Annotated in this window: 20 protein-coding genes; 14 read left to right on the top strand and 6 right to left on the bottom strand. The window is 73.1% G+C overall.

The genetic code is table 11. The features are described from left to right. Window positions 1-930: 930 nt before the first annotated feature. A complete protein-coding gene (locus ACE1OA_RS15310; RefSeq protein ID WP_432752903.1) occupies window positions 931-1,788 on the bottom strand; it encodes a LysR family transcriptional regulator in 858 nt (285 codons plus the stop codon). A 224-nt stretch (window positions 1,789-2,012) separates the two neighbouring features. Between ACE1OA_RS15310 and ACE1OA_RS15305 the strand changes: the two genes are divergently transcribed. The 10 genes from ACE1OA_RS15305 (at window position 2,013) to ACE1OA_RS15260 (ending at window position 14,627) form a co-directional block, all read left to right on the top strand. Next, the gene (locus ACE1OA_RS15305) at window positions 2,013-3,056 is read left to right on the top strand and encodes an EamA family transporter (protein ID WP_432754067.1); all 1,044 of its coding nucleotides are present in this window, start codon (window positions 2,013-2,015) and stop codon (window positions 3,054-3,056) included. 187 nt (window positions 3,057-3,243) lie between these two features. Further along, entirely contained in the window at window positions 3,244-4,035 is a 792-nt protein-coding gene (locus tag ACE1OA_RS15300; protein WP_384871223.1) for a TIGR03084 family metal-binding protein, read from the top strand. After that, window positions 4,032-5,729: an acyclic terpene utilization AtuA family protein gene (locus ACE1OA_RS15295; protein ID WP_386546008.1), complete on the top strand. Its 1,698-nt coding sequence runs from the start codon at window positions 4,032-4,034 to the stop codon at window positions 5,727-5,729. The genes ACE1OA_RS15300 and ACE1OA_RS15295 overlap by 4 nt, the downstream gene beginning before the upstream one ends. After that, window positions 5,726-7,345, top strand: a complete 1,620-nt coding sequence (locus ACE1OA_RS15290) for an acyl-CoA carboxylase subunit beta (protein ID WP_386546005.1) — start codon at window positions 5,726-5,728, stop codon at window positions 7,343-7,345. Before ACE1OA_RS15295 ends, ACE1OA_RS15290 begins: the two co-directional genes overlap by 4 nt. Before the next feature lie 10 nt (window positions 7,346-7,355). Beyond that, entirely contained in the window at window positions 7,356-9,269 is a 1,914-nt protein-coding gene (locus tag ACE1OA_RS15285) for a biotin carboxylase N-terminal domain-containing protein (protein WP_432752902.1), read from the top strand. Further along, complete coding sequence (locus tag ACE1OA_RS15280; protein ID WP_356599933.1) at window positions 9,266-10,402, top strand: acyl-CoA dehydrogenase family protein; 1,137 nt, start codon at window positions 9,266-9,268, stop codon at window positions 10,400-10,402. The genes ACE1OA_RS15285 and ACE1OA_RS15280 overlap by 4 nt, the downstream gene beginning before the upstream one ends. Before the next feature lie 46 nt (window positions 10,403-10,448). After that, window positions 10,449-12,032, top strand: coding sequence for a 4-coumarate--CoA ligase family protein (locus ACE1OA_RS15275; protein WP_356599931.1), 1,584 nt, complete (start codon window positions 10,449-10,451; stop codon window positions 12,030-12,032). Beyond that, window positions 12,029-12,751 (top strand): enoyl-CoA hydratase family protein, encoded by a 723-nt coding sequence (locus tag ACE1OA_RS15270; protein WP_356599929.1) that lies wholly within the window; start codon window positions 12,029-12,031, stop codon window positions 12,749-12,751. Before ACE1OA_RS15275 ends, ACE1OA_RS15270 begins: the two co-directional genes overlap by 4 nt. Then, on the top strand, window positions 12,739-13,317 hold the full coding sequence (locus ACE1OA_RS15265) for a TetR/AcrR family transcriptional regulator (RefSeq protein ID WP_356599927.1): 579 nt from the start codon (window positions 12,739-12,741) through the stop codon (window positions 13,315-13,317). The genes ACE1OA_RS15270 and ACE1OA_RS15265 overlap by 13 nt, the downstream gene beginning before the upstream one ends. A gap of 266 nt (window positions 13,318-13,583) precedes the next feature. Further along, window positions 13,584-14,627 (top strand): isopenicillin N synthase family dioxygenase, encoded by a 1,044-nt coding sequence (locus tag ACE1OA_RS15260; RefSeq protein WP_384871239.1) that lies wholly within the window; start codon window positions 13,584-13,586, stop codon window positions 14,625-14,627. Between the two features lie 74 nt (window positions 14,628-14,701). Here ACE1OA_RS15260 and ACE1OA_RS15255 read toward each other — a convergent pair whose 3' ends face one another. Continuing rightward, window positions 14,702-15,811 carry a citrate synthase 2 gene (locus ACE1OA_RS15255; RefSeq protein WP_356599925.1) on the bottom strand — a complete coding sequence of 370 codons (1,110 nt, stop codon included), beginning with the start codon at window positions 15,809-15,811 and terminating at the stop codon, window positions 14,702-14,704. 218 nt (window positions 15,812-16,029) lie between these two features. Here ACE1OA_RS15255 and pdxH point away from each other — a divergent pair, with 218 nt between their 5' ends. Beyond that, the gene (pdxH, locus tag ACE1OA_RS15250; protein WP_356599986.1) at window positions 16,030-16,680 is read left to right on the top strand and encodes a pyridoxamine 5'-phosphate oxidase; all 651 of its coding nucleotides are present in this window, start codon (window positions 16,030-16,032) and stop codon (window positions 16,678-16,680) included. Window positions 16,681-17,179: 499 nt separating this feature from the next. Continuing rightward, window positions 17,180-18,547, top strand: coding sequence for a PAS domain-containing protein (locus ACE1OA_RS15245; RefSeq protein ID WP_432752901.1), 1,368 nt, complete (start codon window positions 17,180-17,182; stop codon window positions 18,545-18,547). A 102-nt stretch (window positions 18,548-18,649) separates the two neighbouring features. Here the strand turns inward: ACE1OA_RS15245 and ACE1OA_RS15240 are convergent, their stop codons facing one another. Beyond that, window positions 18,650-19,417, bottom strand: a complete 768-nt coding sequence (locus ACE1OA_RS15240) for an SIS domain-containing protein (protein WP_356599918.1) — start codon at window positions 19,415-19,417, stop codon at window positions 18,650-18,652. Window positions 19,418-19,566: 149 nt separating this feature from the next. Here ACE1OA_RS15240 and ACE1OA_RS15235 point away from each other — a divergent pair, with 149 nt between their 5' ends. Continuing rightward, window positions 19,567-20,259, top strand: coding sequence for a metal-dependent transcriptional regulator (locus ACE1OA_RS15235; RefSeq protein ID WP_147978483.1), 693 nt, complete (start codon window positions 19,567-19,569; stop codon window positions 20,257-20,259). 565 nt (window positions 20,260-20,824) lie between these two features. Beyond that, entirely contained in the window at window positions 20,825-21,682 is an 858-nt protein-coding gene (locus ACE1OA_RS15230; protein ID WP_356599916.1) for an alpha/beta fold hydrolase, read from the top strand. Between the two features lie 68 nt (window positions 21,683-21,750). Here ACE1OA_RS15230 and ACE1OA_RS15225 read toward each other — a convergent pair whose 3' ends face one another. The 3 genes from ACE1OA_RS15225 to ACE1OA_RS15215 all read right to left on the bottom strand — a co-directional run bounded on the left by ACE1OA_RS15225 (window position 21,751) and on the right by ACE1OA_RS15215 (window position 25,100). Continuing rightward, the gene (locus ACE1OA_RS15225) at window positions 21,751-22,203 is read right to left on the bottom strand and encodes a subtilase-type protease inhibitor (protein WP_432752900.1); all 453 of its coding nucleotides are present in this window, start codon (window positions 22,201-22,203) and stop codon (window positions 21,751-21,753) included. Between the two features lie 423 nt (window positions 22,204-22,626). Next, complete coding sequence (locus ACE1OA_RS15220; RefSeq protein ID WP_432752899.1) at window positions 22,627-24,264, bottom strand: transporter; 1,638 nt, start codon at window positions 24,262-24,264, stop codon at window positions 22,627-22,629. Beyond that, a complete protein-coding gene (locus tag ACE1OA_RS15215; RefSeq protein ID WP_432752898.1) occupies window positions 24,261-25,100 on the bottom strand; it encodes an ABC transporter ATP-binding protein in 840 nt (279 codons plus the stop codon). Before ACE1OA_RS15215 ends, ACE1OA_RS15220 begins: the two co-directional genes overlap by 4 nt. Between the last annotated feature and the right edge of the window lie 54 nt (window positions 25,101-25,154).

Raw genomic sequence — 25,154 nt, 5'->3', positions numbered from 1 at the left:
TGGGGTGGCTTCCCGCACCCATTGAATGGGGCGGCCGGGCTCGGCTTAGCGGATGCCGCTCGCTTCTCGGCTGGGATTCATGCCCCGCTGGTCAATGTCCGGTGGGGGTGAAGCCGAATCCGGAGCCAGCATCGCCGGCTCAGGTCAGGGGCACGGGGCGCGCGGGGCGGCGGTCGCGCGGATCCCATCCGCCCCAGCAGCCCCATCGGCAATCCGGGATCGGCTGCTCAATGACGCTACGGCGTACATTAAGCCTCCCGAGAGTCCGATATGCCCGTGAAGTCCCTTATCTCGTCCTGGTTACCGCAAGTAATGTACGCGCTAGCGTCATCCGGGGAGAGGGATGGAACCCCCCGCCGCCGAAGACGGGCCGGACTCGATGGCGGCCGGCTTGAGACGTCACCCCTTCCAAGTCCTCCTCGGATAAGGGATCACCCACCACCGGGAATGACCAGCGGGGCATGAATCCCAGCCGAGAAGCGAGCGGCACCCGCTAAGCCATGCCCAGCCGCCCCATTCAATGGGTGCGGGAAGCCACGCCGAAAGCCGATGGCCGCCGACGGCGCCCGAGAGGGACCGGGCCCCGGAGCGGATGCCCCTCCCCGGGCCGCCCTCCGAGTGTGAAAAGGCGGGTGGAGGTGACGGGTCAAGGGTGGGCGCAGCCCATCGCGCAGCGACGCGACGAGGAACGAGGAGCGCCCTTGAAGCGGCGCCGTAACCCGCCACACTCGGAGAGAGGGCGGCCAATCACCAGAAGCAACGGAGGCCGGCCCGCCCCAAGCGCCCCCGCCAAGCCCCCGCCCCCCTCTCAGGCCCCCGGCGCGAAGACCCCCATCCTGTCCGCCCGCCCCAGGTGACGCTCGACGCCCAAGCACCCCCACCCCAACGCCCCCCAGGCCCCCGGCCCACCTCCACCACAAGTGCCTCCCCTCACCCCTCCCTCGCGAGTTCGTGGGCCAGCGCCACCAGCAACGGGGTCGCCGGGTGTGGGGAGGTGTCCCGCCAGGCCAGGACCACGTGGATGGGGGGTGCGTCCGTCAGGGGGCGGTAGGTCACCCCGGGGTGCGGGTGCATGTCCGCCGTCGAGACGGATGAGACGCCGATGCCCCGGCCCGCCGCGATCGCGGTCAGCCAGTCGTCGGTGTTGCCGACGGTGAGGCTGCCGGCGGGTCGATCCTCGGGCGGCCACAGGTCGAGGCCCGTCGTGCCCGACACCGTGTTGAGGACCACGGTCTCGGTCGCCAGGTCACCCAGGGTCAGCCCCGGACGCTCCGCCAGGGGGCTGTCCGCCGGCAGTGCGGCCACCCGGGGTTCCGTGGTCAGCTCCTCCGTCGCGAGCCCCGGCGCGTCCACCGGCCCGCGCAGCAGCGCCGCGTCCACGTCGCCGCGTACGAGTCCGGCGGTTCGGTCGTCGATCCGCAGGAGTTCGAGCGGCGTCTCGGGGTGTTCGCGCTGCCATCGGCGCAGTAGAGGTGTGGTGTACGGGCCGAAGGCCGACCATGCGTGGCCGAGGCGCAGGGGCCGGTGCCGGAGGCGGGCGGGGTCGACCGCCGCGTCGAACGCGGCGATCGCGGAGGCGGCCCGGTCGCGGAAGGCGCGGCCCTCGGGGGTGAGGGAGAGGTGATGCGTGGACCGGTCGACGAGCCGGGCGCCGAGGTGGGTCTCCAGGGCGGCGAGGGTGCGGGAGACGGCGGGCTGGGTGAGGTGGAGGCGGGCGGCGGCCCGGGTCACGTTGCCTTCTTCGGCGATGGCGAGGAAGGCGCGCAGGTGGCGCAGCTCTAGGACCATGCGTCCGGAGCATAACCGCAGACCAATCGGCATTTCACGCGGCGCGCACGGGCTCGTAGCGTGAGAGTCGGACTCCACTTGACGGGTCTACTATTCTGGACTGGTAGTCCAGTGAAATGAACTATCCGAGGAGTGAGCCGGTGGACAGCCCGGTCAAGGACATCGCCGCCGTCTCCGTGCCCGAGGCCGTCTCCGTACCCGCGTCCGGTTCGGTACCCGGTTCCGTGCCCGAGTCCGGTTCCGCGTCCGACGCCGCCGGGGCCGCTTCCGCCGCCTCCCGTGCCACCCGCCTCGGGCCCGTCGCGCTCGTCGTGGCCGGTGGGCTCTCCGTGCAGTTCGGATCGGCTGTCGCCGTCCTGCTCATGCCGCGTGCCGGCGCCCTCGGTGTCGTCACCCTGCGCCTCGTTCTCGCCGCCACCGTGCTGCTGATCGTCTGCCGGCCCAAGGTCCGCGGCTACCGCCGCGCCGACTGGGGCACCATCGTCGCCTTCGGCGCCGCGATGGCGGGCATGAACATCCTCTTCTACCAGTCCGCCGACCGGATCCCGCTCGGCGCCGCGGTCACCCTGGAGGTCCTGGGCCCGCTGCTCCTGTCGGTGATCGCCTCGCGCCGGCTGATGAACGTGCTGTGGGCGGGTCTCGCACTCGGCGGCGTCGTCCTGCTCGGCGGCGGCGGCTTCGACCGCCTCGATCCCCTGGGCGCGGCGTTCGCGCTGGCCGCCGGCGCGATGTGGGCGACGTACATCGTCTTCAGCGCCCGCACCGGGCGCCGCTTCCCGAAGGCGGACGGGCTGGCGCTGGCGATGGCGTTCGGCGCCGTCCTGTCGCTGCCGTTCGGCATCGTGGAGGCGGGCGACAAGCTGCTCGTGCCGTCGACGATCGGGTTGGGTCTGGCCGTCGCGCTGATGTCCTCGGTGCTGCCGTACACGCTGGAGCTCCTCGCGCTGCGCCGGCTGCCCGCTCCCACCTTCGCGATCCTGATGAGCCTGGAGCCGGCCATCGCCGCTACCGCCGGGTTCCTCGTCCTGAGCCAGGCGCTGTCGGTCACCGACGCGCTGGCGATCGCGCTGGTCATCGCCGCGAGCATGGGCGCCGTCCGCACCCAGACGAAGCGCGGTGTACTGCCCCCGAAGGCGGAGGCGAAGGGTGCGACGGAGGCGACGGGTTCGACGGAGGCGAAGGGCGAGGAGGGCTCGAAGGAATCGACAGCCCCGACGACCCCCACCGCCCCCACGACCCCCACCGCCCCGAGGGCCTCGAAGAAGTAGTGACCGGGCCGGGGGTGCCTTCCAGCCACCCCAACCCGCCCCAACCCCCCCACCTCTCGCCTCGCCCCTCTCCCCCTCCTCCCCTCCCTCGAAATTCTCAAGCAAGCACGCTTGATTGTTTCCTTCGTCGCTGCCATGCTCCTCGGCACACGCCCGTGGTTCGCCCGTGCCCCGAGGGGAGCGCACCGTGTCCGACCCCGTCGTCGTCCTCGACGATCTGCGCAGTGAGAGCGAAGAAGTCGACCGGCTCGTCAGAGGGCTGAGCGACGCGGAATGGGCGGCCCCGACCCCGGCCGCCGGCTGGAGCGTCGCGCATCAGATCGCGCATCTCGCCTGGACCGACCGGGCGGCCCTGCTCGCCGCCACCGATCCCGCCGGCTTCGCGGCCGAGACCGAGAAGGCCCTCGCGGCCCCCGACACCTTCGTCGACGAGGGTGCCGAGGAGGGTGCCGCGCTGCCGCCCGCCGTGCTGCTGGAGCGGTGGCGCACCGGGCGGGAGCGGCTTCAGGAAGCGCTGCGGGCCGCCCCTCCGGGGGCCAGGTTCCCCTGGTACGGCCCGCCGATGAGCGCCGTGTCCATGGGGACCGCGCGGCTCATGGAGACCTGGGCGCACGGGCAGGACGTGGCCGACGCCCTCGGGGTGGTGCGCGAGCCGACCGCCCGGCTGCGGCACGTCGCCTGGATCGGCATCAGGGCCCGTGACTACGCCTATCTCGTCCGTGGTCGGAAGGCGCCCGACGAGCCGTTCCGGATCGAGCTCGTCGCCCCCGACGGCGAGGAGTGGACGTACGGGCCGGCGGACGCCGTCCAGCGGATCACCGGTCCGGCCCTCGACTTCTGTCTCCTCGTCACCCAGCGGGTGCACCGGGCCGACACCGGTCTCACGGCGGAGGGCGGCGACGCCGAGGAGTGGCTGTCCATCGCGCAGGCCTTCGCCGGGCCCGCCGGTCCGGGCCGGCCTCGCGGGGAGCGGCCGTGATCCTCCGTATCGGCAATGCCTCCGGCTTCTACGGCGACCGCTTCGACGCCGTGCGCGAGATGCTCACCGGCGGCGAGCTCGACGTCCTGACCGGTGACTACCTCGCCGAGCTGACGATGCTCATCCTCGGCCGCGACCTTCTGAAGGACCCGGACGCCGGGTATGCCAGGACGTTCCTGCGTCAGATGGAGGAGGGGCTGGGGCTCGCGCACGAGCGGGGCGTCAGGATCGTCGCCAACGCGGGCGGTCTCAATCCGGCCGGGCTCGCCGAGGCGCTGCGGGCCCTGGCGAAGCGGCTCGGTCTCCCCAGCCGGATCGCGCACGTCGAGGGTGACCGGCTGCCCGCCGCCGACGGCGTGCTGACGGCGAACGCCTACCTCGGCGGCGCCGGGATCGCCGCCTGTCTGGGCGCCGGCGCGGACGTCGTCGTCACCGGCCGGGTCACCGACGCCGCCCTGGTCACCGGGCCCGCGCAGTGGCGTTTCGGCTGGACCCCCGAGGACCCCGACTGGCACGACAAGCTGGCGGGCGCGGTCGTGGCCGGGCACGTCCTGGAGTGCGGTACCCAGGCCACCGGTGGCAACTACGCCTTCTTCCGCCCGGCCGACGTGCGCCGGCCCGGTTTCCCGGTCGCCGAGATCCATGCCGACGGCACGTCCGTCATCACCAAGCACCCCGGTACGGGCGGTTTCGTCGACGTCGGCACGGTCACCGCCCAGCTGCTGTACGAGACGGGAGGCGCCCGTTACGCCGGCCCCGACGCGACGGCCCGCCTCGACACCGTCCGGCTCGGCCAGGAGGGTCCCGACCGGGTCGCGGTCGGCGGCGTGCGGGGCGAGGCCCCGCCGCCCACGCTGAAGGTCGGGGTGAACCGGCTCGGCGGCTTCCGCAACGAGGTGGTCTTCGTCCTGACCGGCCTCGACATCGAGGAGAAGGCGGGGCTCGTCCGGGACCAGGTCGAGGACGCGTTCGAGCGGGCCGGGGCCCGGCCCGCCGAGGTGCGGTGGGAACTGGCCCGCACCGACCGGCCCGACGCGGCCACTGAGGAGACCGCGAGCGCGCTGCTCCGGCTCGTCGTGCGCGACCCGGACCCGCAGGCCGTCGGCCGGGCGCTGACCGGTGCGGCCGTGGAGCTGGCGCTGGGGAGTTATCCCGGTTTCCATGTGACGGCCCCGCCCGGGAAGGGCACGCCGTACGGGGTGTTCGAGGCGCGGTACGTGCCGGCCGCCGAGGTCCCGCACGTCGCCGTCCTGCCCGACGGGACCCGGTGGGACGTTCCCGTACCGGCGCGGACCCGGGTCCTGGAGCCGGTGCCGGAGCCCGCGCTGCCCGCGCCGCTGCCGGCCGGGCCGGTGCGCCGGGCGCCGCTGGGGCGGGTGGCCGGTGCCCGCAGCGGCGACAAGGGCGGTGACGCGAACGTGGGCGTGTGGGTCCGGTCCGAGGCGGCCTGGCGTTGGCTCGTCCACACCCTGACCGTGGAGCGGTTCCGCGAGCTGCTGCCGGAGACCGCGGGCCTGACCGTCGTGCGTCATGTCCTGCCCGGGCTGCGGGCGGTGAACTTCGTCGTCACCGGCCTCCTCGGCGAGGGCGTCGCCTCCCAGGCCCGTTTCGACCCCCAGGCCAAGGCGCTGGGCGAGTGGCTCCGCTCGCGGCACCTGGACATTCCGGTGGACCTTCTGGAGGAACTGCTGTGACCGTGCTCGCCTCCGCCCTCGACACCGGCGGACCCGATTACGCGGCCCACCGCGCCGCCATGCTCGACAAGCTGGCCGCCCTCGACACCGAGCACGCCAAGGCGCTCGCGGGCGGCGGCGAGAAGTACGTCGCCCGGCACCGGGGGCGCGGCAAGCTGCTCGCCCGGGAGCGGATCGAGTTGCTGGTCGACCCCGACTCGCCGTTCCTGGAGCTGTCGCCGCTCGCGGCCTGGGGCAGCGACTATCCGGTGGGCGCGTCGCTGGTGACCGGCATCGGGGTGGTGGAGGGCGTCGAATGCCTGATCACCGCCAACGACCCGACGGTGCGCGGCGGGGCCTCCAATCCGTGGACGCTGCGGAAGGCGCTGCGGGCCAACGAGATCGCCTTCGCCAACCGGCTGCCGGTCATCTCGCTGGTGGAGTCGGGGGGTGCGGATCTGCCGTCCCAGAAGGAGATCTTCATTCCGGGCGGGGCGCTGTTCCGGGACCTCACGCGGCTTTCGGCGGCGGGCATTCCGACGATCGCGGTCGTCTTCGGCAATTCGACGGCGGGTGGCGCGTACGTCCCCGGCATGTCCGACCACACCGTGATGATCCGGGAGCGGTCGAAGGTCTTCCTCGGTGGTCCGCCGCTGGTGAAGATGGCGACGGGGGAGGAGAGCGACGACGAGTCGCTGGGCGGCGCCGAGATGCACGCCCGGACCTCGGGGCTCGCCGACCACTACGCCGCGGACGAGCCCGACGCCCTGCGCCAGGCGCGCCGGATCGTCGCGCGGCTCAACCACCGCAAGGCGCGGCCGGATCCGGCGGGGTTCGGGGCGGGTGCGGGAGGAGTGCTGCCGCCGAAGTACGACGAGGACGAGCTGCTCGGGATCGTGCCGGGGGACCTGAAGACGCCGTTCGACCCGCGCGAGGTGATCGCCCGGGTGGTGGACGGCTCGGACTTCGACGAGTTCAAGCCGCTGTACGGGCCGAGTCTGGTGACCGGCTGGGCGTCGCTGCACGGCTATCCGGTGGGTGTCCTCGCCAACGCGCAGGGGGTGTTGTTCTCCGCGGAGTCGCAGAAGGCGGCGCAGTTCATCCAGCTCGCCAACCAGCGCGACATCCCGCTGGTCTTCCTGCACAACACGACCGGCTACATGGTCGGCAAGGAGTACGAGCAGGGCGGCATCATCAAGCACGGCGCGATGATGATCAACGCGGTGTCGAACAGCCGGGTGCCGCATCTGAGCGTGCTCATGGGGGCGTCGTACGGGGCCGGGCACTACGGCATGTGCGGCCGGGCCTACGACCCGCGGTTCCTCTTCGCCTGGCCGAGCGCGAAGTCGGCCGTCATGGGCCCGCAGCAGCTGGCGGGCGTGCTGTCGATCGTGGCGCGGGCCGCCGCCGCGGCGAAGGGGCAGCCCTACGACGACGAGGCGGACGCGGGCCTGCGCGCGATGGTCGAGGCGCAGATCGAGTCGGAGTCGCTGCCGATGTTCCTGTCCGGGCGGCTCTACGACGACGGCGTCATCGACCCCCGTGACACCCGCACGGTCCTCGGGCTGTGCCTGTCCGCGATCCACACGGCACCGGTCGAGGGCGCGCGCGGCGGCTTCGGCGTCTTCCGAATGTGAGGCAGCTTCGATGATTCAGTCGGTACTCGTCGCCAACCGCGGGGAGATCGCCTGCCGGGTGTTCCGTACGTGCCGTGAGCTGGGCATCGGGACGGTGGCCGTGTACTCGGACGCCGACGCCTCGGCGCTGCACGTCCGGGAGGCCGACGCGGCGGTGCGGCTGCCGGGTTCGGCGCCCGCGGAGACGTATCTGCGCGGCGATCTGGTGGTGAAGGCGGCGCTGGCGGCCGGGGCGGACGCGGTGCACCCGGGGTACGGGTTCCTGTCGGAGAACGCGGACTTCGCCCGGGCGGTGACCGACGCCGGTCTGGTCTGGATCGGTCCGCCGCCGGCCGCGATCGAGGCGATGGCGTCGAAGACACGGGCGAAGGAGCTGCTGGGCGTCGCCCCGCTGGCCGAGGTGACCGAGGCGGACCTGCCGGTGCTGGTGAAGGCGGCGGCGGGCGGTGGTGGCCGCGGTATGCGGATCGTGCGCGAGCTGGCCGAGCTGGAGGCGGAGCTGGCCGCCGCGTCGGCGGAGGCGGCGAGTGCCTTCGGGGACGGCGAGGTGTTCGTCGAGCCGTACGTCGAGAACGGCCGGCACGTCGAGGTGCAGGTCCTGGCCGACGGGCACGGCGCGGTGTGGGCGCTCGGCACGCGTGACTGCTCGCTCCAGCGCCGGCACCAGAAGGTCGTCGAGGAGGCTCCGGCGCCGGGTCTGGAGCCCGGGCTCGTCGAGGAGTTGCGTGAGCGGTCGGTGGCGGCGGCCCGGGCGGTCGGCTACGTCGGGGCGGGCACGGTGGAGTTCCTGGTCGCGGACGGCCGGGCGCACTTCCTGGAGATGAACACCCGTCTCCAGGTCGAGCACCCGGTGACCGAGGCGGTCTTCGGTGTCGACCTGGTCGCGCTCCAGCTCGCGGTCGCCGAGGGCGCCGCGCTGCCGGACGGGCCGCCGCGGGCCGCGGGGCACGCGATCGAGGCACGGCTCTACGCGGAGGACCCGTCGCGGGGCTGGGCCCCGCAGACGGGTGTGCTGCACACCCTGGAGTTCCCCGACGGGCCGGCCGGCACCGGATTCCCGGGCGTCGCGACCGGGTCCCGCCTGCGGGTCGACAGCGGCTACGCCTCGGGGGACGCCGTCGGGGTGCACTACGACCCGATGCTCGCCAAGGTCGTCGTCCACGCGCCGACCCGGGCCGAGGCGGCGCGCCGGCTGGCGCACGTCCTGTCCCGGGCCCGGATCCACGGGCCGGTGACCAACCGGGACCTGCTGGTCGCCTCGTTGCGGCATCCCGCGTTCCTGGACGCGGACCGGCTCGACACCGGGTTCTACGAGCGGCACCTGGACGAGCTGGCGGCCCCGCTGCCGGGGGAGGCGCAGGCGGCGGTGGCCGCCGCGCTCGCGGAGGCGGCGGCCGGCGGCGGCCGGTTCGGCGGCGCCTGGCGGAACGTGGCCTCGCAGGACCAGAGCCGGACGTACGGCGACCACGAGGTGCGCTACCGGCCGACCCGGGGCGGCGGGTACGAGGTCCTGGCGCCCGAGGGCGTCCGTGCCGTGACGGTCGCACCCGGCCGGGTCCGGCTCGAAGTGGACGGGGTCGTACGCGACTTCGAGGTGTCCCGATACGGCGACACCGTCCATGTCGGCCCGCACCGGCTCACCGTCCGTCCCCGTTTCCCCGATCCGACCGCGCAGCGGGAGCCCGGCTCCCTGCTCGCGCCCATGCCCGGCACCGTCGTCCGGGTCGCCGAGGGCCTGGCCGTCGGCGGCACCGTCACCGCCGGGCAGCCGCTGCTCTGGCTGGAGGCCATGAAGATGGAGCACCGCATCATCGCGCCCGCCTCCGGCACGCTCACCGCGCTCCACGCCGTCCCCGGCCGCCAGGTCGAGGTCGGTGCCCTGCTCGCCGTCGTTCAGCACGAAGCACAGGAGGAAGAGCAATGACCGGATCCGTCGTCGAGTCCGCCGAGCACACCGCCCTGCGCGCCGCCGTCTCCGCCCTCGGGCAGCGCCACGGCCGCGATTTCGACCGGGCCACGCTCTGGGCCGAGGCCGGCAAGCTCGGCTACCTCGGCGTGAACCTGCCCGAGGAGTACGGCGGCGGGGGCGGCGGCATCGCCGAGCTCTCCATCGTCCTGGAGGAGGCGGGCGCGGCCGGCGCGCCGCTGCTGATGATGATCGTCTCGCCCGCGATCTGCGGCACGGTGATCGCCCGGTTCGGCACCGAGGAGCAGAAGCGGGAGTGGCTGCCCGGTCTCGCCGACGGCAGCCGCACCATGGCGTTCGGCATCACCGAGCCGGACGCGGGGTCCAACTCGCACCGGATCACGACGACCGCCACGCGGACCGAGCAGGGCTGGGTCCTCAACGGGCGGAAGGTGTTCGTCTCCGGGGTCGACATCGCCGACGCCACCCTGATCGTGAGCCGGACCTCGGACGCCCGGACCGGCACCCTCAAGCCGTGTCTCTTCGTCGTCCCGCGTGACGCCCCGGGCTTCGGGCGACGGCAGATCGACATGGAACTGGACGCCCAGGAGAAGCAGTTCGAGCTGACGCTGGACGACGTCCACCTGCCGCCCGAGGCGCTGGTGGGCGACGAGGACGCGGGCCTCCTCCAGCTCTTCGCCGGGCTCAACCCCGAGCGGGTCATGACGGCGGCCTTCGCCATCGGAATGGGCCGCTACGCCCTGGACCAGGCCGTCCGGTACGCCAAGGAGCGGCAGGTCTGGAAGTCGCCGATCGGCGCCCACCAGGCCATCGCCCATCCGCTGGCGCAGGCGCACATCGAGCTGGAGCTGGCCCGGCTGATGATGCAGAAGGCCGCCCTCCTGTACGACGCCGGGGACGACGTCGGCGCCGGCGAGGCCGCCAACATGGCCAAGTACGCGGCCGGCGAGGCGTGTGTGAAGGCGGTCGACCAGGCCGTGCACACCCTCGGCGGGAACGGTCTCACCCGGGAGTTCGGCCTGGCCCGGCTCATCGCCGCCTCCCGGGTCGCCCGGATCGCGCCGGTCAGCCGGGAGATGATCCTCAACTACGTGTCCCATCAGTCCCTGGGTCTCCCCAAGTCGTACTGACACACGCGATTCTGGCGACCACTGTCGGCAACCCGAGGGGTGCAGCATGGTGTTTCTCAGCGAGTACGCGGATGTCCAAGCCGTCTCCCAGCCGATCCACGAGGCCGTCCTCGGCCGCGCCGCCGAGCGGGGCGACACTCCCGCGCTGATCGACGGGACCGGCGACATCACCCTGACCTACGCGCAGGTCGACCTGTTCCACCGGCGGATCGCGGCGGGCCTGGCGGAGGCGGGGCTGCGGCCGGGCGACGTCCTCGCCCTGCACAGCCCCAACACCGTCCTCTTCCCGATCGCGTTCTACGCCGCCTCCCGGGCCGGCGCCGCCGTGACCACCGTCCATCCGCTGTCCACGCCGGAGGAGTTCGCCAAGCAGCTGCGCGACTCGGCGGCCCGCTGGATCGTCACCGTGTCCCCGCTCCTCGACACGGCCCGGCTGGCCGCCGAACTCGCGGGCGGCGTCGAGGAGATCCTGATCTGCGACCAGGCCGCGGGCCCGGACGGGTACCGCTCGCTGCAGGCGATGCTCGGCACGAGCGCGCCCGAGCCCGAGGTCGCCATCGACCCCGACGAGGACATCGCCGCCCTGCCGTACTCCTCGGGCACGACCGGGATACCGAAGGGCGTGATGCTCACCCACCGGTCGATCGCCACCAATCTGGCCCAGCTCGAACCGTTCATCCCGATGGGGCCGGGCGACCGGATCCTCGCGGTGCTGCCGTTCTTCCACATCTACGGCCTGACCGCGCTGATGAACGCCCCGCTGCGCAAGGGCGCCACGGTCGTCGTGCTGCCGCGCTTCGACCTCGACCAGTTCCTGGCGGCGATCGAGAAGCACCGGATCAACGCCCTGTACGTGGCGCCGCCGATCGTGCTCGCCCTGGCGAAGCACCCGGCGGTCGCGCAGTACGACCTGTCGTCGCTGGAGTACATCGTCTGCTCGGCCGCCCCGCTGGACGGCGCGCTCGCCCGGGCCTGTTCGGAGCGGCTGAACCTGCCGCCGATCCGGCAGGCGTACGGCATGACGGAACTGTCGCCGGGGACGCACGTCGTGCCGCTGGAGGCAACGGACCCGCCGTCCGGGACCGTCGGGAAGCTGCTGCCGTCCACCGAGATGCGGCTGGTCTCGCTGACGGACCCGGACCGGGACGCGGCCGTCGGCGAGGAGGGCGAGATCGCGATCCGCGGCCCGCAGGTGATGAAGGGATACCTGGGCCGGCCCGACGCCACCGCCGCCATGATCGACGCCGACGGATGGGTGCACACCGGGGACGTCGGCCGGGTCGACGAGGGCGGCTGGCTGTTCGTCGTCGACCGGGTCAAGGAGCTCATCAAGTACAAGGGCTTCCAGGTCGCACCGGCCGAACTGGAGGCGCTGCTCCTCACCCATGAGCGGGTCGCGGACGCGGCGGTGATCGGGGTGTACGACGAGGACGGCACGGAGATACCGAAGGCGTACGTCGTCCGGCAGGCGGGCGCCGGCGACCTGACCGCGACGGACGTGATCGACTTCGTGGCCGGGAAGGTGGCCCCGTACAAGAAGATCCGGCGGGTGGAGTTCGTCGACACGGTCCCCCGGGCCGCGTCGGGGAAGATCCTGCGCCGCGAACTGAGGGAGCGAGAAGGCGCATGACCCTGGTTACCACCGCCGAAGAGCGCGGCATCACGACCCTGACCCTGGACTCGCCCGCCAACCGCAACGCGCTCTCGGCGACCCTCGTCGCCGAGCTCGCGGCGGCCCTGGCGGCGTGCGGGAAGGACCCCGCGGTGCGGGCGGTGGTGCTGGCGCACTCCGGTTCCACGTTCAGCGCGGGCGCCGACCTGAAGGCCCCGCCGAACCCGTACACCTTCGTGGCACTGCTCCGGCAGATCGTGGAACTGCCGAAGCCCGTCGTGGGGGTCGTCCGGGGGCACGCCCGGGCCGGCGGCCTCGGCGTGCTGGGCGCCTGCGACCTGGTCGTGGCCTCCGCGGAGGCGGACTTCGCCCTCACCGAGGCGCGGATCGGGGTGGCCCCGGCGGTGATCTCGCTGACGCTGCTGCCGAAGCTGGAGCAGCGGGCGGCGGCGCGGTACTACCTGACGGGCGAGCGTTTCGGGGTGGCGGAGGCGGTCCGGATGGGCCTGGTCACGGCCCTCGACGAGGACCTGGACGGCATTCTGGACGGTCTGCGCAAGGGTTCCCCGCAGGGCCTGGCCGAGTCGAAGCGGCTGGTCACGGCTAAAGTCCTGGAGACCTTCGAGCGCGACGCGGAGGAGCTGGTCCAGCGGTCCGCGTCGCTGTTCGCGTCCGCCGAGGCGCGCGAGGGGATGACGGCCTTCCTCGAACGACGGGACCCCGAATGGGTGTGGTGACCTCTCCCAAGCAGGACCGCAGCCGGGCCACCCGGCAGCGGCTCCTGGAGGCGGCGGTGTCCTGCCTGGCCGAGCACGGCTGGGCGGGTTCCACCGTCTCGGTGGTGGCCGAGCGGGCCGGCGTCTCGCGCGGGGCGGCCCAGCACCACTTCCCGACCCGGGAGGACCTGTTCACCGCGGCCGTCGAGTACGTGGCCGAGGAGCGCTCCCAGGCGCTGCGCACCCTGCCGGTGCAGAGTCGCCCGGAGGTCGTCGCCGCCGTCGTCGACCTCTTCACCGGCCCGCTCTTCCGGGCCGCCCTCCACCTGTGGGTCGCGGCCTCCGACGAGGAGCAGCTGCGGGCCCGGGTGACCGAGCTGGAGGCGCGGGTCGGCCGCGAGTCGCACCGCATCGCGGTCGAGCTGCTGGGGGCGGACGAATCCGTGCCGGGGGTCCGCGAGACGGTCCAGGGGCTGCTGGACATGGCCCGCGGTCTGGGCCTGGCGACGCTGCTGACCGACGACCGGGCGCGGCGGGAGCGCGTGGTCGCGCAGTGGGCCGTGCTGGTGGACGAGGCGCTGGGCTGACGGGGCCGGCCGGGGCGGCCGCCCGGGGGCGCGGGCGGGTGCCGTGACCGGAGCCACACCCGTTCGGCGCGCGCCGCAGTACGCTGTTCGCATGCTTTCGCTCGTACGCCGCCGCCACGTGGACTTCGTCCGCGTCACGAGCATGGGCTGTCGACGCTCCGCCTGATCCCGACGCCCCCAGGGGCGAGCCCTTCTTCTCTCAGGCAGCACCCGTGGCCCCCGCCCCACCCCCGGCGGTGGCGCCCGGGCTCCCGTACACCCCGCGGATGCACACCATGACGTACACCTCCCAGCTCCCCATCGTCGACCTCGCCGCCGCCGACCGCGGCCCCCAGGCCCGGCGTCTGCTGCACGCCCAGCTCCACAGCGCCGCCCACGACGTGGGCTTCTTCCAGCTGGTGGGGCACGGCGTCACCGAGGCGGAGACCACCGCGCTCACCTCCGCGATGCGGGCCTTCTTCGCCCTGCCGGAGGCCGACCGGCTCGCCATCGACAACATCAACTCGCCGCACTTCCGGGGCTACACCCGGGTCGGGGACGAGCGCACCGGCGGCTCGCGAGACTGGCGCGACCAGCTCGACATCGGCGCCGAGCGGCCCGCCCACGTCCCCGGCCCGGGGGAGGCCCCGTACTGGTGGCTCCAGGGTCCCAACCAGTGGCCCGCCGCCCTGCCCGAACTGCGGATCGCCGCCCTGAACTGGGTCGAGCGGCTCAGCGGGGTCGCCGAGCGGCTGCTGCACGAGCTGCTCGTCTCGATCGGGGCGCCCGAGGGCTTCTACGACGACAACTTCGGCCCCCACGCCCATCCGCACCTCAAGCTGGTGCGTTACCCGGGAAGTGCCGGCGACGGCGCCGACCAGGGCGTCGGCGCCCACAAGGACTACGGCTTCCTGACCCTGCTCCTGCAGGACCACGTCGGCGGCCTCCAGGTCGAGCGTGAGGACGGCGTCTTCCACGACGTGCCGCCGCTGCGCGGGGCCTTCGTGGTCAACCTCGGCGAGCTCCTGGAGGTCGCGACGAACGGCTATCTGGTCGCGACCAAGCACCGGGTGGTCTCCCCGCCCGGGGCGACGGAACGCTTCTCGGTCCCGTTCTTCTACAACCCGCGGCTCGACGCCCGGATCACGCCGCTGGCCTTCCCGTACGCCTCGGCGGCGCCCGGGGTGACGACCGACCCGGCGAATCCGCTGTTCGCCGAGTACGGCCGCAACGAGCTCAAGGGCAAGCTGCGCGCCCACCCGCTGGTCGCGGCCCGCCACCACGCGGACCTGCTGGCCGCGGAGGGCCGCCAGCTGACCACGGCGGGGTGACGGCGGGGGCGGTGAGGGGTGCGGACGTGCCGGGGCCCGGCGGGCGATCGCCCGCCGGGCCCCGGCACGTGGTTCTAGCCCGCGAAGGAGGCCAGGTCGGCGTACCCGTCGATGTCGCGGGGGTCGCGCCGGCTCGGGCCGGTGTAGCGGGCGGAGGGGCGCACCAGGCGGCCCGTGCGCTTCTGCTCCAGGATGTGGGCCGACCAGCCGGCCGTGCGGGCGCAGGTGAACATCGAGGTGAACATGTGCGCCGGGACCTCGGCGAAGTCCAGCATGATCGCCGCCCAGAACTCCACGTTCGTCGCCAGGACCCGGTCCGGGCGGCGGGCGTGCAGCTCCTCCAGCGCGGCCTTCTCCAGTGCCGCCGCCACCTCGTAGCGCGGCGCGTCCAGCTCCTTGGCGGTACGGCGCAGCACGCGGGCGCGCGGGTCCTCCGCGCGGTACACGCGGTGGCCGAAGCCCATGAGGCGCTCGCCCTTGTCGAGGGCCTTCTTCACGTACGCCACGGCGTCGCCGGTCCGCTCGATCTCCTCGATCATGCCGAGGACGCGGGACGGGGCGCCGCCGTGCAGCGGCCCGGACATGGCGCCCACCGCGCCCGAGAGGGCCGCGGCCACGTCGGCGCCGGTGGAGGCGATGACGCGGGCCGTGAAGGTGGAGGCGTTCATGCCGTGCTCGGCGGCGGAGGTCCAGTACGCGTCGACGGCCTTGACGTGCCGGGGGTCGGGCTCGCCGCGCCAGCGGATCATGAACCGCTCGACGACCGACTCGGCCTTGTCGATCTCGCTCTGCGGGACCATGGGCAGGCCCTGGCCGCGCGCGGACTGGGCGACGTACGACAGGGCCATGACGGCGGCCCGGGCGAGGTCCTCACGGGCCTGCTCGGCGTCGATGTCGAGAAGCGGCTTGAGGCCCCAGACCGGGGCGAGCATGGCGAGCGCGGACTGGACGTCCACGCGGATGTCACCGGAGTGCACCGGGATGGGGAAGGGTTCGGCGGCCGGCAGACCGGGGTCGAAGGCACCGTCGACGAGCAGGCCCCAGACGTTGCCGAAGGAGACGTGGCCGACCAGGTCCTCGATGTCGACGCCGCGGTACCGGAGCGCGCCGCCCTCCTTGTCCGGTTCGGCGATCTCCGTTTCGAACGCGATGACTCCTTCGAGTCCGGGTACGAAGTCGGACATCAGGCGGCTCCTCTATCGATGATCAATCATCCGGGTGTTGGTCGGGATCTAACAGTCGTCCAGCGAAAGAGTCTGTACGGTTCCGATGATGCGGGGAAGCGTGACATCCGGCACACTGCGCCGATCCGGCGACGGAGGATTGCCGTCGGGCGGTGCCGGGCAGACTGCGTCACTGCGGCAGGATGATGTCCGTGACCGACGCTCTCGATCCCGCCGACATGCGCGAGCAGTACCGCACCCCGCAGCTGACGGTGGGCGACCTCGCCCCCGCCCCCGTCGAACAGTTCGCGCGCTGGTTCAAGGAGACGGCCGACAGTCCGGCGATCCACGAGCCGAACGCGATGGTCGTCTCGACGGCGACCCCCGACGGCCGCCCGTCCTCCCGCACGGTGCTGCTCAAGCACTACGACGAGGCCGGGTTCGTCTTCTACACCAACTACCTCTCCCGCAAGGGCGCCGAGCTGACGGCCAACCCGTACGTCTCGCTGCTCTTCCCCTGGCATCCGCTGGCCCGCCAGGTCATCGTCACCGGCCGGGCCGTCCGCACCGGCCGCGACGAGACGGCCGCGTACTTCCGTACCCGCCCGCACGGCTCCCAGCTCGGCGCCTGGGCCAGTCACCAGTCCTCGGTCATCGCGTCGCGTGAGGAGCTGCTGGCCCGCTACGAGGAACTCGCCGCGCGCTACCCGGACCGCGAGCAGGTGCCGGTGCCGCCGGAATGGGGCGGTTTCCGGGTCGTGCCGGAGACGGTGGAGTTCTGGCAGGGCCACGAGAACCGGCTGCACGACCGGCTGCGGTACACGCGGGTCGGCGACGGCGGAGACGGCGCGGGCACGGCCGAGTGGCGGGTGGAGCGCCTGTCGCCCTGATGCCGGTGGCGGGCGGGTGCCGCCCGTCCTGGCGGCGGTTCGTGCGCGGGGCGGCGCGCCGTGGACGCAGACGACCCGTGGGCCTGGTCCCGTCCGCTCGAGTTCGGACGGAAGCCGGCCGGACTTACCGGCGGCCCACGGGTCGGGTGACTGCGTTGTTGTCGGCAGAAAGGCCTGCCGAGGTGCACAGAGTGCGACGGCAGGCCTTAGCCCGCAGTCACCTCACGAGTCCGAAAAGAAACCATGTTTTCGGATCACCTCCTTTCAGCGTGTGAGACCAGACTAGGAAGCCCGGTGCGCGGGCTCAAGCGATTTACGGGACCTTCCTCGGACGGCCCGCGGCGGGCGGGTCCGGATGCCGCCCTGGTGCCGACCGGACCGGTTCGTTTCCGCGGTGCAACGATTTCCTCGAACCGGGTGTGTCCTGGGTCACGTTCCAGTTGAATTGCCGGGGGCGTGCGGATGCACGCGCGTACACCGTCCTGCCAGGGGGTTCGGGATGAGTGCTTCCACGAGCGAGACCGCGCGACGGGCGGCCGACGGGCCCGGGCCGGGGGCGGATCTGCTGGCCGCCCTGCTGGACGGGATGGACGCGGCGCTCTGCGCGCTCGACGCCGGCGGGCACGTCACCCACTGGAACCGTGAGGCCGAGCGGATCCTCGGCTGGTCGGCCGGGGAGGCCGTGGGGCGGCACGGGTTCGACGGCTGGGCGGCGCGTACGGCCGACGCGGAACAGGCGCTCGCGCGGCTCATGGGGGCGATGGGGGCACCGGGGCGCCAGGTGCACGAGTTCGCGCTGCTGCGCAAGGACGGCGGCCGGGTTCTCGTGCGGACGCAGTCGGCCGGCGTGCGGGGGCCCGACGGCTCTCCGGCCGGGGTGTACTGCGCGTTCAGCGAGGTCCACGCGCAGATCGACCTGGAGCGGTCGATCGCGCTGAGCGAGGCGCTGTTCGAGGACGCCTCCTGGGGAGTCGTCCTCGTCGACGTCGATCTGCGGCCGGCCGTCGTCAACGCCCACGCGGCCCGGGTGATGGGCGTCGGGCGCACGGCGCTGCTGGGCCGGCCGCTCGGCGAGCTGATCGTCCAGGGCGTGGAGGACCTGGAGGGCGCGCTCCAGCACGTCCTCGCGGAGGGCGCGCCGCGGGCGCTGTCCGAAGTGTGGGTGACCCTGCGGACCGCACAGGGCGAGCGCCGGCGGTGCTGGCGGAGCGGCTTCCTGCGACTCGCCTCGCCCCTGGCGGAGGAACCGGTGCCGCTGGGTGTGGGCTGGCTCTTCCAGGACGTGACGGAGGAGCGGCTCGCCGAGCAGGAGGCGGACCGGCTGCGCTTCCGCTACAGCCAGCTGCACCGCGCGGGCGCGGCGGCGGCCGAGTGCGAGGACCCGATGGAGGCGGCCACGGTGCTGCTGGACTTCGCCCTGGCCGGCTTCGCCGATCACGCGCTCGTGGACGTGACGGCGGGCTCGGACAGCCTGTTCCGGGTGGCGGCCACGCCGGCGGGGGCGCCGGGCCCGGTCGCACCGGTCGCGGGCGGCGGGATCCCGCTGCGCTACGCCGTGGGTCATCCCGCCCTGCAGGCCGTGAACCGCCTGGGTCCGGTCCGTTGCTCCGCTTCGGCGGGGAACGCGAAGGCCGCCGAGGACTGGGCCGGAGAGCGCCGGTGGCCGCGCGACGCCGTCCACGCCCTCTGCATGCCGTTGCGCAGCCGGGGCCGTACGGTCGGGGTGCTGACGCTGCTCCGCGCGGCCTCCCGCCCCGCCTTCGAGCGCCCGGACGCGGTCTACGCGGAGACCGTGGCGGTCCGGGTCGCGGCCTCCCTGGACCTGGCGGGGAAGGGCCCGGCAGGCGCCCCCGGCCCCGGAGACTGAGGGCGCCCGCCGGGCCGTCACACCTCCTGGTGGTGGTACTGCACGTAAGCCGGCGGTCGCGGGGCGCGGGGGCCGGCGGGGCGTCCGTGCCGACGGGTCCGCTCAGTGCCGGTAGAAGATCCGGTCGCGGTACTCCGTCATCACGCGCCCGTTCCACTCGTGCCCGCCGTCCACGTTCCCCGAGCGCAGCAGCGGCGGCTCGACGCCCAGGCGGACGAGCTCCTCGGCGGCGGCGGCCATCATGGCCTGCATCAGGGCGCTGGTGACGACCGTCGAGGCGGGCGCGAAGGGGGCCTCGATGCCCTCGTGGGTGAGTTCGGCGTCGCCGACGGCGATCCGGGAGTCGAGGACGATGTCGCAGTGGTCCTTCAGGTACGTCCCCGAGACGTGCCGGGACTTCGTCTCCGTCGCGTACGCCACCGACGTCACGCCGATCACCTTGAGGCCGAGCGCCCGGGCGTTCATGGCCATCTCGACCGGCAGGGCGTTGCGGCCCGAGAGGGAGATGATGACGAGCACGTCGCCCGCCGCCGCGGGGGAGGAGTCCAGGACCGCGCTCGCGAGGCCGTCCACCCGCTCCAGCGCCGAGCCGAGGGTCGCGGGCATCACGTCGACGCCGACGACGCCCGGCACGACCAGCAGGTTCATCAGGGCCAGTCCGCCCGCCCGGTAGACGACGTCCTGGGCGGCGAGGGAGGAGTGGCCCGCGCCGAAGGCGAAGAGCCGGCCGCCCGCGGCGACGGTCTCGGCGATCGCGGCGCCGGCGGCGGCGATCTCCCCGGAGTCCTCGTCCCGCACCTGCTGGAGCAGGCCGATCGCGGCGTCGAAGAACTGTCCGGCCAGCTTGCTCTCGCGCGCGCCGTCGCCCATTCCAGAAGCTCCTTGTCGTCGTGTCGCGGATCACGGTGCGGTCTGGACCATTGCTCTGTCAATACCGCCTCACCCCGGTGCGGCACGGTTGTCGGCGCGATGCGTCAGAATTGGTGCAGGGCCAGCGCACAACTCATCGAGGGGCACGTATGTCCGGACTGATCGACACAACGGAGATGTATCTCCGCACCATCCTCGAGCTCGAAGAAGAAGGTGTGGTCCCGATGCGTGCCCGGATCGCGGAGCGGCTGGACCAGAGCGGTCCCACCGTGAGCCAGACGGTCGCCCGCATGGAGCGGGACGGTCTGGTGACCGTCGCGGGCGACCGGCACCTGGAATTGACGGACGAGGGCAGGCGGCTGGCCACGCGCGTGATGCGCAAGCACCGGCTCGCCGAGTGCCTGCTCGTCGACGTCATCGGCCTGGAGTGGGAGCAGGTCCACGCCGAGGCGTGCCGCTGGGAGCACGTGATGAGCGAGGCCGTCGAGCGCCGCGTGCTGGAGCTGCTGCGGCACCCGACGGAGTCGCCTTACGGCAACCCGATCCCGGGTCTGGAGGAGCTGGGCGAGAAGGCCGAGGCGGAGTCCTTCCTGGACGACTCCATGGTGTCGCTGGCGGACCTGGACGCGGGCAACGAGGGCAAGACGGTGATCGTCCGCCGCATCGGCGAGCCGATCCAGACCGACGCCCAGCTGATGTACACGCTGCGCCGGGCGGGCGTGCAGCCCGGCTCCGTCGTCAGCGTGACCGAGTCTCCGGGCGGTGTCCTGGTCGGCAGCAGCGGCGAGGCCGCCGAGCTGGAGGCCGAGGTCGCCGCGCACGTCTTCGTCGCCAAGCAGTAGGTCCTGTCCTGGCCCGGCGCGGCCAGGATCACTTCCCGGTCCTTCGGGCTCGTCGCACGGCGGCGAGCCGACGCGTGTCCGGGGCCGTGCACGTGCCCACGCCCGTCCGGCGGACCCCTTTCGGGGGGTTCGCCGGACGGGCGTTCGGCGTATCGGACAGCGCCGCCGCGCGGGGTCAACCGCCCGGCCCGTTTTACGTCGGAATCACCACGGCCGAAGGCGCGGCGTGCCACGCTGGTGGCACGGGAGCGAGCCGGACGTGCCGGGGAGGGTGCGATGAGGGCGGTGCGCCGAACGACAGAGGGCCCCGGCGCCCATGGGCGCCGGGGCCTGTCCTCCCCTGTGCTGACCCGGAGCCCCGAGCTCCCAGGGTCATCCCCTTCGGACCGTCTTCCCCGAGCGGCCCGCCTCCCGCTGAACATCTCCCCTCGGCGACGCGCGCCAATCCTTGAGCACCGTCACTCGAACGAGGGGTGTTGCGTGGCAGATCCCCATTTTCGAATACAGGTTCGATAGTCTGGCGGAGCTCGACACGCTCGATGGAAAGAAGGGGGTGCCAGGGAACATGGTGCGACGTATCGACGTCACCGGAGCCGACGGCGTACGCCTGGCTGCCTGGGAGTTCAGGGAAGAGCGTGTGCAGGGGGGCGCCTCGGGCGTCTTACTCCTCCACGGTCTGATGGGGCGCGCCTCCCACTGGGCGCCCACCGCTCGCTGGCTCGCCGAACGCCATCGGACCGTCGCACTCGACCAGCGCGGTCACGGCCGCAGCGACAAGCCCGCCGCCGGCCCGTTCACGCGCGAGGCGTACGTCGCCGACGCGGTGGCAGCCGTCGAGCAGCTCGACCTCGGACCGGTCACCCTCGTCGGCCACTCCATGGGCGCCCTCACCGCCTGGCAGCTCGCCGCCGAGCGCCCCGACCTCGTCCGTGCCCTGGTCATCTGCGACATGCGGGCCTCCGCCCTCGGGGCCGCCTCCCAGCGGGAGTGGCAGGACTGGTTCCGCCGCTGGCCCCTCCCCTTCGCCTCCCCCGACGCGGTGCGGAAGTGGTTCGGCGAGGACGACCCCTGGGTCGAGCGGCCCCACCCCGCCCGCGGCGAGTTCTTCGCCGAGGTGATGACCGAGCACGCCGACGGCTGGCGGCCGGTCTTCGACCCCGCCCAGATGCTGACCTCCCGTGAGACCTGGGTCCACGACGCCCACTGGGACTCGCTCGCCCAGGTCCGCTGCCCCACCCTCGTCGTGCGTGGTCTGGACGGCGAACTGGGCCGCGCCGAGGCCCAGGAGATGGTCCGGGTGCTGCCCCGCGGGGCCTATGCCGAGGTGCCGGACGCCGGTCACCTCCTCCACTACGAGGCCGAGCACGCCACCGCGTGGCGCGAGGCCGTCGAACCCTTCCTCAACGGCGTCCTCACGTCCTGACCGAGCCCCGCCGGACGCGGGGGAGGCCGGGCCCCTCGGGGCCCGGCCTCCCTGGTCGCGGTCGCGGATCAGAACGCGAACACGCTGTTCCGGGCCATCCCGGCGTGCATCTCGCACGTGTTGGCGTACGTGGCGGACCAGCTGACCCGCCGGCCCTGCCACACACCGTCGCCGGTGACCGTCACCGGGTCCCACTGGCGCGTACAGGGGCTGTCGCCCCACATCACGCTCAGCTGCGCGAGGTCGCCGCCGACCCCGGCCAGCTCCTTGCAGGCGGCGGCGGGCGCGGGGTGGGTGCCGCTGGGGCGCGGGCTGCAGTTCAGGGTCACCGCCCTCTCGACCGTGGCCGTCGCGGCGTCCTCGCCCTTGCCGACCGTGAGCACGAGTGCCGACGGCGGGTACAGGCTCGCGGGAGCGGCCGGGGCGGCCTGGGCGAGGCCGGCGCCGGCCGTCCCCAGAAGGGCGAGGCCGGTCGCGGTGGCGAGGGCGGTGGCGACGGATGAGCCGCGGAGGTAACGCACGGGTATGTCTCCTTCGGATGTTTGTGCGGGTGACATGCGATTGCGGACGGGAGTCTTGCTGATGCGGAGGGTGATCGCACATCGCTCGCCGCTTTCCGGCCGCGGGCCCCGGACAGCACCCGACCGATTGGTCGTTCGGGCAGCTGGGAGAGGGTGCGCCGAGACGCGATTGCGGGCCCGCGACGCCGAAATCGGGCATTGGTACAAGCCCGAACGACACGCTGAGCTGCGAAGACTTCGAATTGGTTCGGTCTTGGAGCATTACGGCGGCGGCCGGGTCGGCCGGAAGACCCCAGTCCGAAGGGTCCGCGCGCCCATGAATCCGTCGGGTCGGGACACGCGAAGAGGGCGGGACCGGACGCATCCCGTCCGGCCCCGCCCTCTCGTCCCGCGCGCGGGACAGCCCTCAGGGCCCTGTCGGCCTCAGCCCTTGCTCACCGCCGCGAGGATCTCCGGCAGCCGCCGCGCCGTCCGGGGCGCCGCCATCCGCAGGCCCGCCCAGGCGATCAGTGCCCCGTACGCCGTGCCGCCCGGGAGGAGGATCCAGAGGAGCGGCTCCCGGTCCGTGAGGTGGAGGAAGACCGTCGCGCCGATCACCGGCGCGCACAGCACCGCCGCCGCGAGCATCCCGCCGAAGATCGAGATCCAGGCCAGCCCGGCCTGCCCCGGCGCGACGTTCTTGTAGGCGCTGTCCTGCGGGATCGAGTACGGGAAGTTCGCCGACGCCACCGCGCCCGTCGCCAGCATCGCACCGAGCAGCGCGAAGGCCAGGCCGAGTGCCTGCGGGAGCGCCGGCCAGTCGCCGAGGACCGCCGCCGTCGCCGCCGTCACCAGCACCGTGTACGGCAGGGTGATCGTCAGCAGGGCCAGCGCCCGCGCCCGCAGTTCGGCGTACGCGTCCGCCGTCGTCGAGATGGTCTGCGCGACCATCCAGAACGCCGAGGTGTCCTGCCCGAACTGGTTGTACATCTGGATGCCGAGCATGCCGGAGGCGAAGCAGGCGAAGTAGATCGAGCCGGTGCCCTGGAGGGCGTTGACCATCGGGACGATCAGGCCGATCGCCAGGGAGGTGATCCACGCGGCCTTCGTCTTCGGGTCGCGCCAGATGTAGCGCAGGCTGCGCTCCATCACCGTGCCGGTCCGCCCGCCGGGCAGGAGCCGGTTCAGCAGTCCGCGGCCGGCCGTGTCCTTCGCCGTCGCCTCGCCGGCCGCGCCGATCGTCGAGCCGTCCGGCGCCGTCATCAGCTTCACCAGGCTCCGCTGCCACCAGTACAGCAGCGCCCCCAGCGCGGCCGCCGTCAGCAGCAGCCGGGCCGCGGCCGACGTGTGGTCGCCCGCGCTCGCCGCGTCCACCGCGGCGACGGCGGAGGCGGGCGGTAGCCAGCCCGTCAGCTCGGCGGCCGGTTTGAGCACGGACAGCCCGCCGGCCCGGCTGAGCCGCTGGACTCCGAAGTTCACCAACTGGATGCCGACCGCGATGACCAGGCCGCTCAGCACCGCCAGGTCCCGGCCCTTGCGCGAGGTCAGCAACCGGACGTTGGCCGCCGCGACCGCTCGCGACAGCGCCACGCACACCAGCGTCACCAGGGGCACGGCCAACACCGAGACCACGATCCCGGCGGCGCCCCGGGCCAGCGCGAAGGCCGCGCCCAGCGCCACACAGACGGTGAACAGCGGGCCGATCCCCACCAGTGAGGCGACCAGCAGCGCCCGCACCAGCGACCGCGGCCGCAGCGGCAGCATCACCAGCCGCGAGGGGTCGAGCGTCTCGTCGCCGCTCGGCACGAACAGCGGCATCACGGTCCACGCGAGCGCGAGCAACGCCGTCATCGGCACCGCGACCGAGACCGCGTCCGCGTTCCCGCGGAGCAGCACGAAGGCGAGCACCGTCCCCGCCGCGAAGACGGCCGTCACGACGATCGAGGTGACGTAGGCGGCGGTCCGGCCCGCGGACTGGCGCAGTCCGTTGCGCAGCAACGCCAGCTTGAGACGTACGAACACCGAGGTCAGCGACGGAGCTGCGGCCGTCGGGGCGGGGGAGGCGGGAGTGGCGGTCGTCATCGGGCGGAACCGCCCAGCCAGTCCAGGGACTCCCCGGTCTCCCGTCCCTGCGCGCCGACCAGTTCGAGGAACGCGGTCTGCAGCGACGGCGCCTCGCCCCGTACGTCCGCCAGCGTGCCCTGCGCCCGGATCCGGCCGGCGGCCATCACCGCGACCCAGTCGCACAGCGACTCCACCAGCTCCATCACGTGGCTGGAGAAGACGACGGTCGCGCCCGAGCCGGTGTACCGCTCGAGGACGCCCCGGATGGTCTGCGCGGACACCGGGTCGACGCCCTCGAACGGCTCGTCGAGGAAGAGGACTTCGGGGTTGTGCAGCAGCGCCGCCGCCAGCCCGATCTTCTTGCGCATGCCGGTCGAGTAGTCCACGACCAGCTTGTTCTGCGAGCCGGCCAGGTCCAGTACGTCGAGCAGCTGGGCGGCCCGCTTGTCGACCTCGGCACCGGGCAGCCCCCGCAGCCGCCCGGTGTACGCCAGCAGTTCGCGGCCCGAGAGACGCTCGAAGAGCCGCAGGCCCTCGGGCAGGATGCCGATCCGGGCCTTGACCTCGGCCACCGACTCGGGGTCGCGCCAGACGTCGTGTCCGGCCACGAGGATGCGTCCGTGGTCCGGGCGCAGCAGTCCGGTGATCATGGACAGGGTCGTCGTCTTGCCGGCGCCGTTGGGGCCGACGAGCCCGATGAACTTCCCCGCGGGCAGGACGAGATCGATCCCGTTCACCGCGATCTGCGGGCCGAAGCGCTTCCACAGCCCCTCGACCCAGACCGCGGGCACCGCGCCGTCCTCCGGCGCGTGGCCCGTCTGTTCGAACACTCCGTCAAATGCCTGGTCAGGCATGATCCGTCACCTCTTCGGTCGTCCCCGTACGCGACGGGCCAACCTTACGGCGGC

This window comes from Streptomyces sp. JL2001 (assembly GCF_050917515.1).
GTDB lineage: Bacteria > Actinomycetota > Actinomycetes > Streptomycetales > Streptomycetaceae > Streptomyces.
Note: the sequence above shows the minus strand (reverse complement) of the source record. Positions and strands in the feature narration are given on the sequence as shown.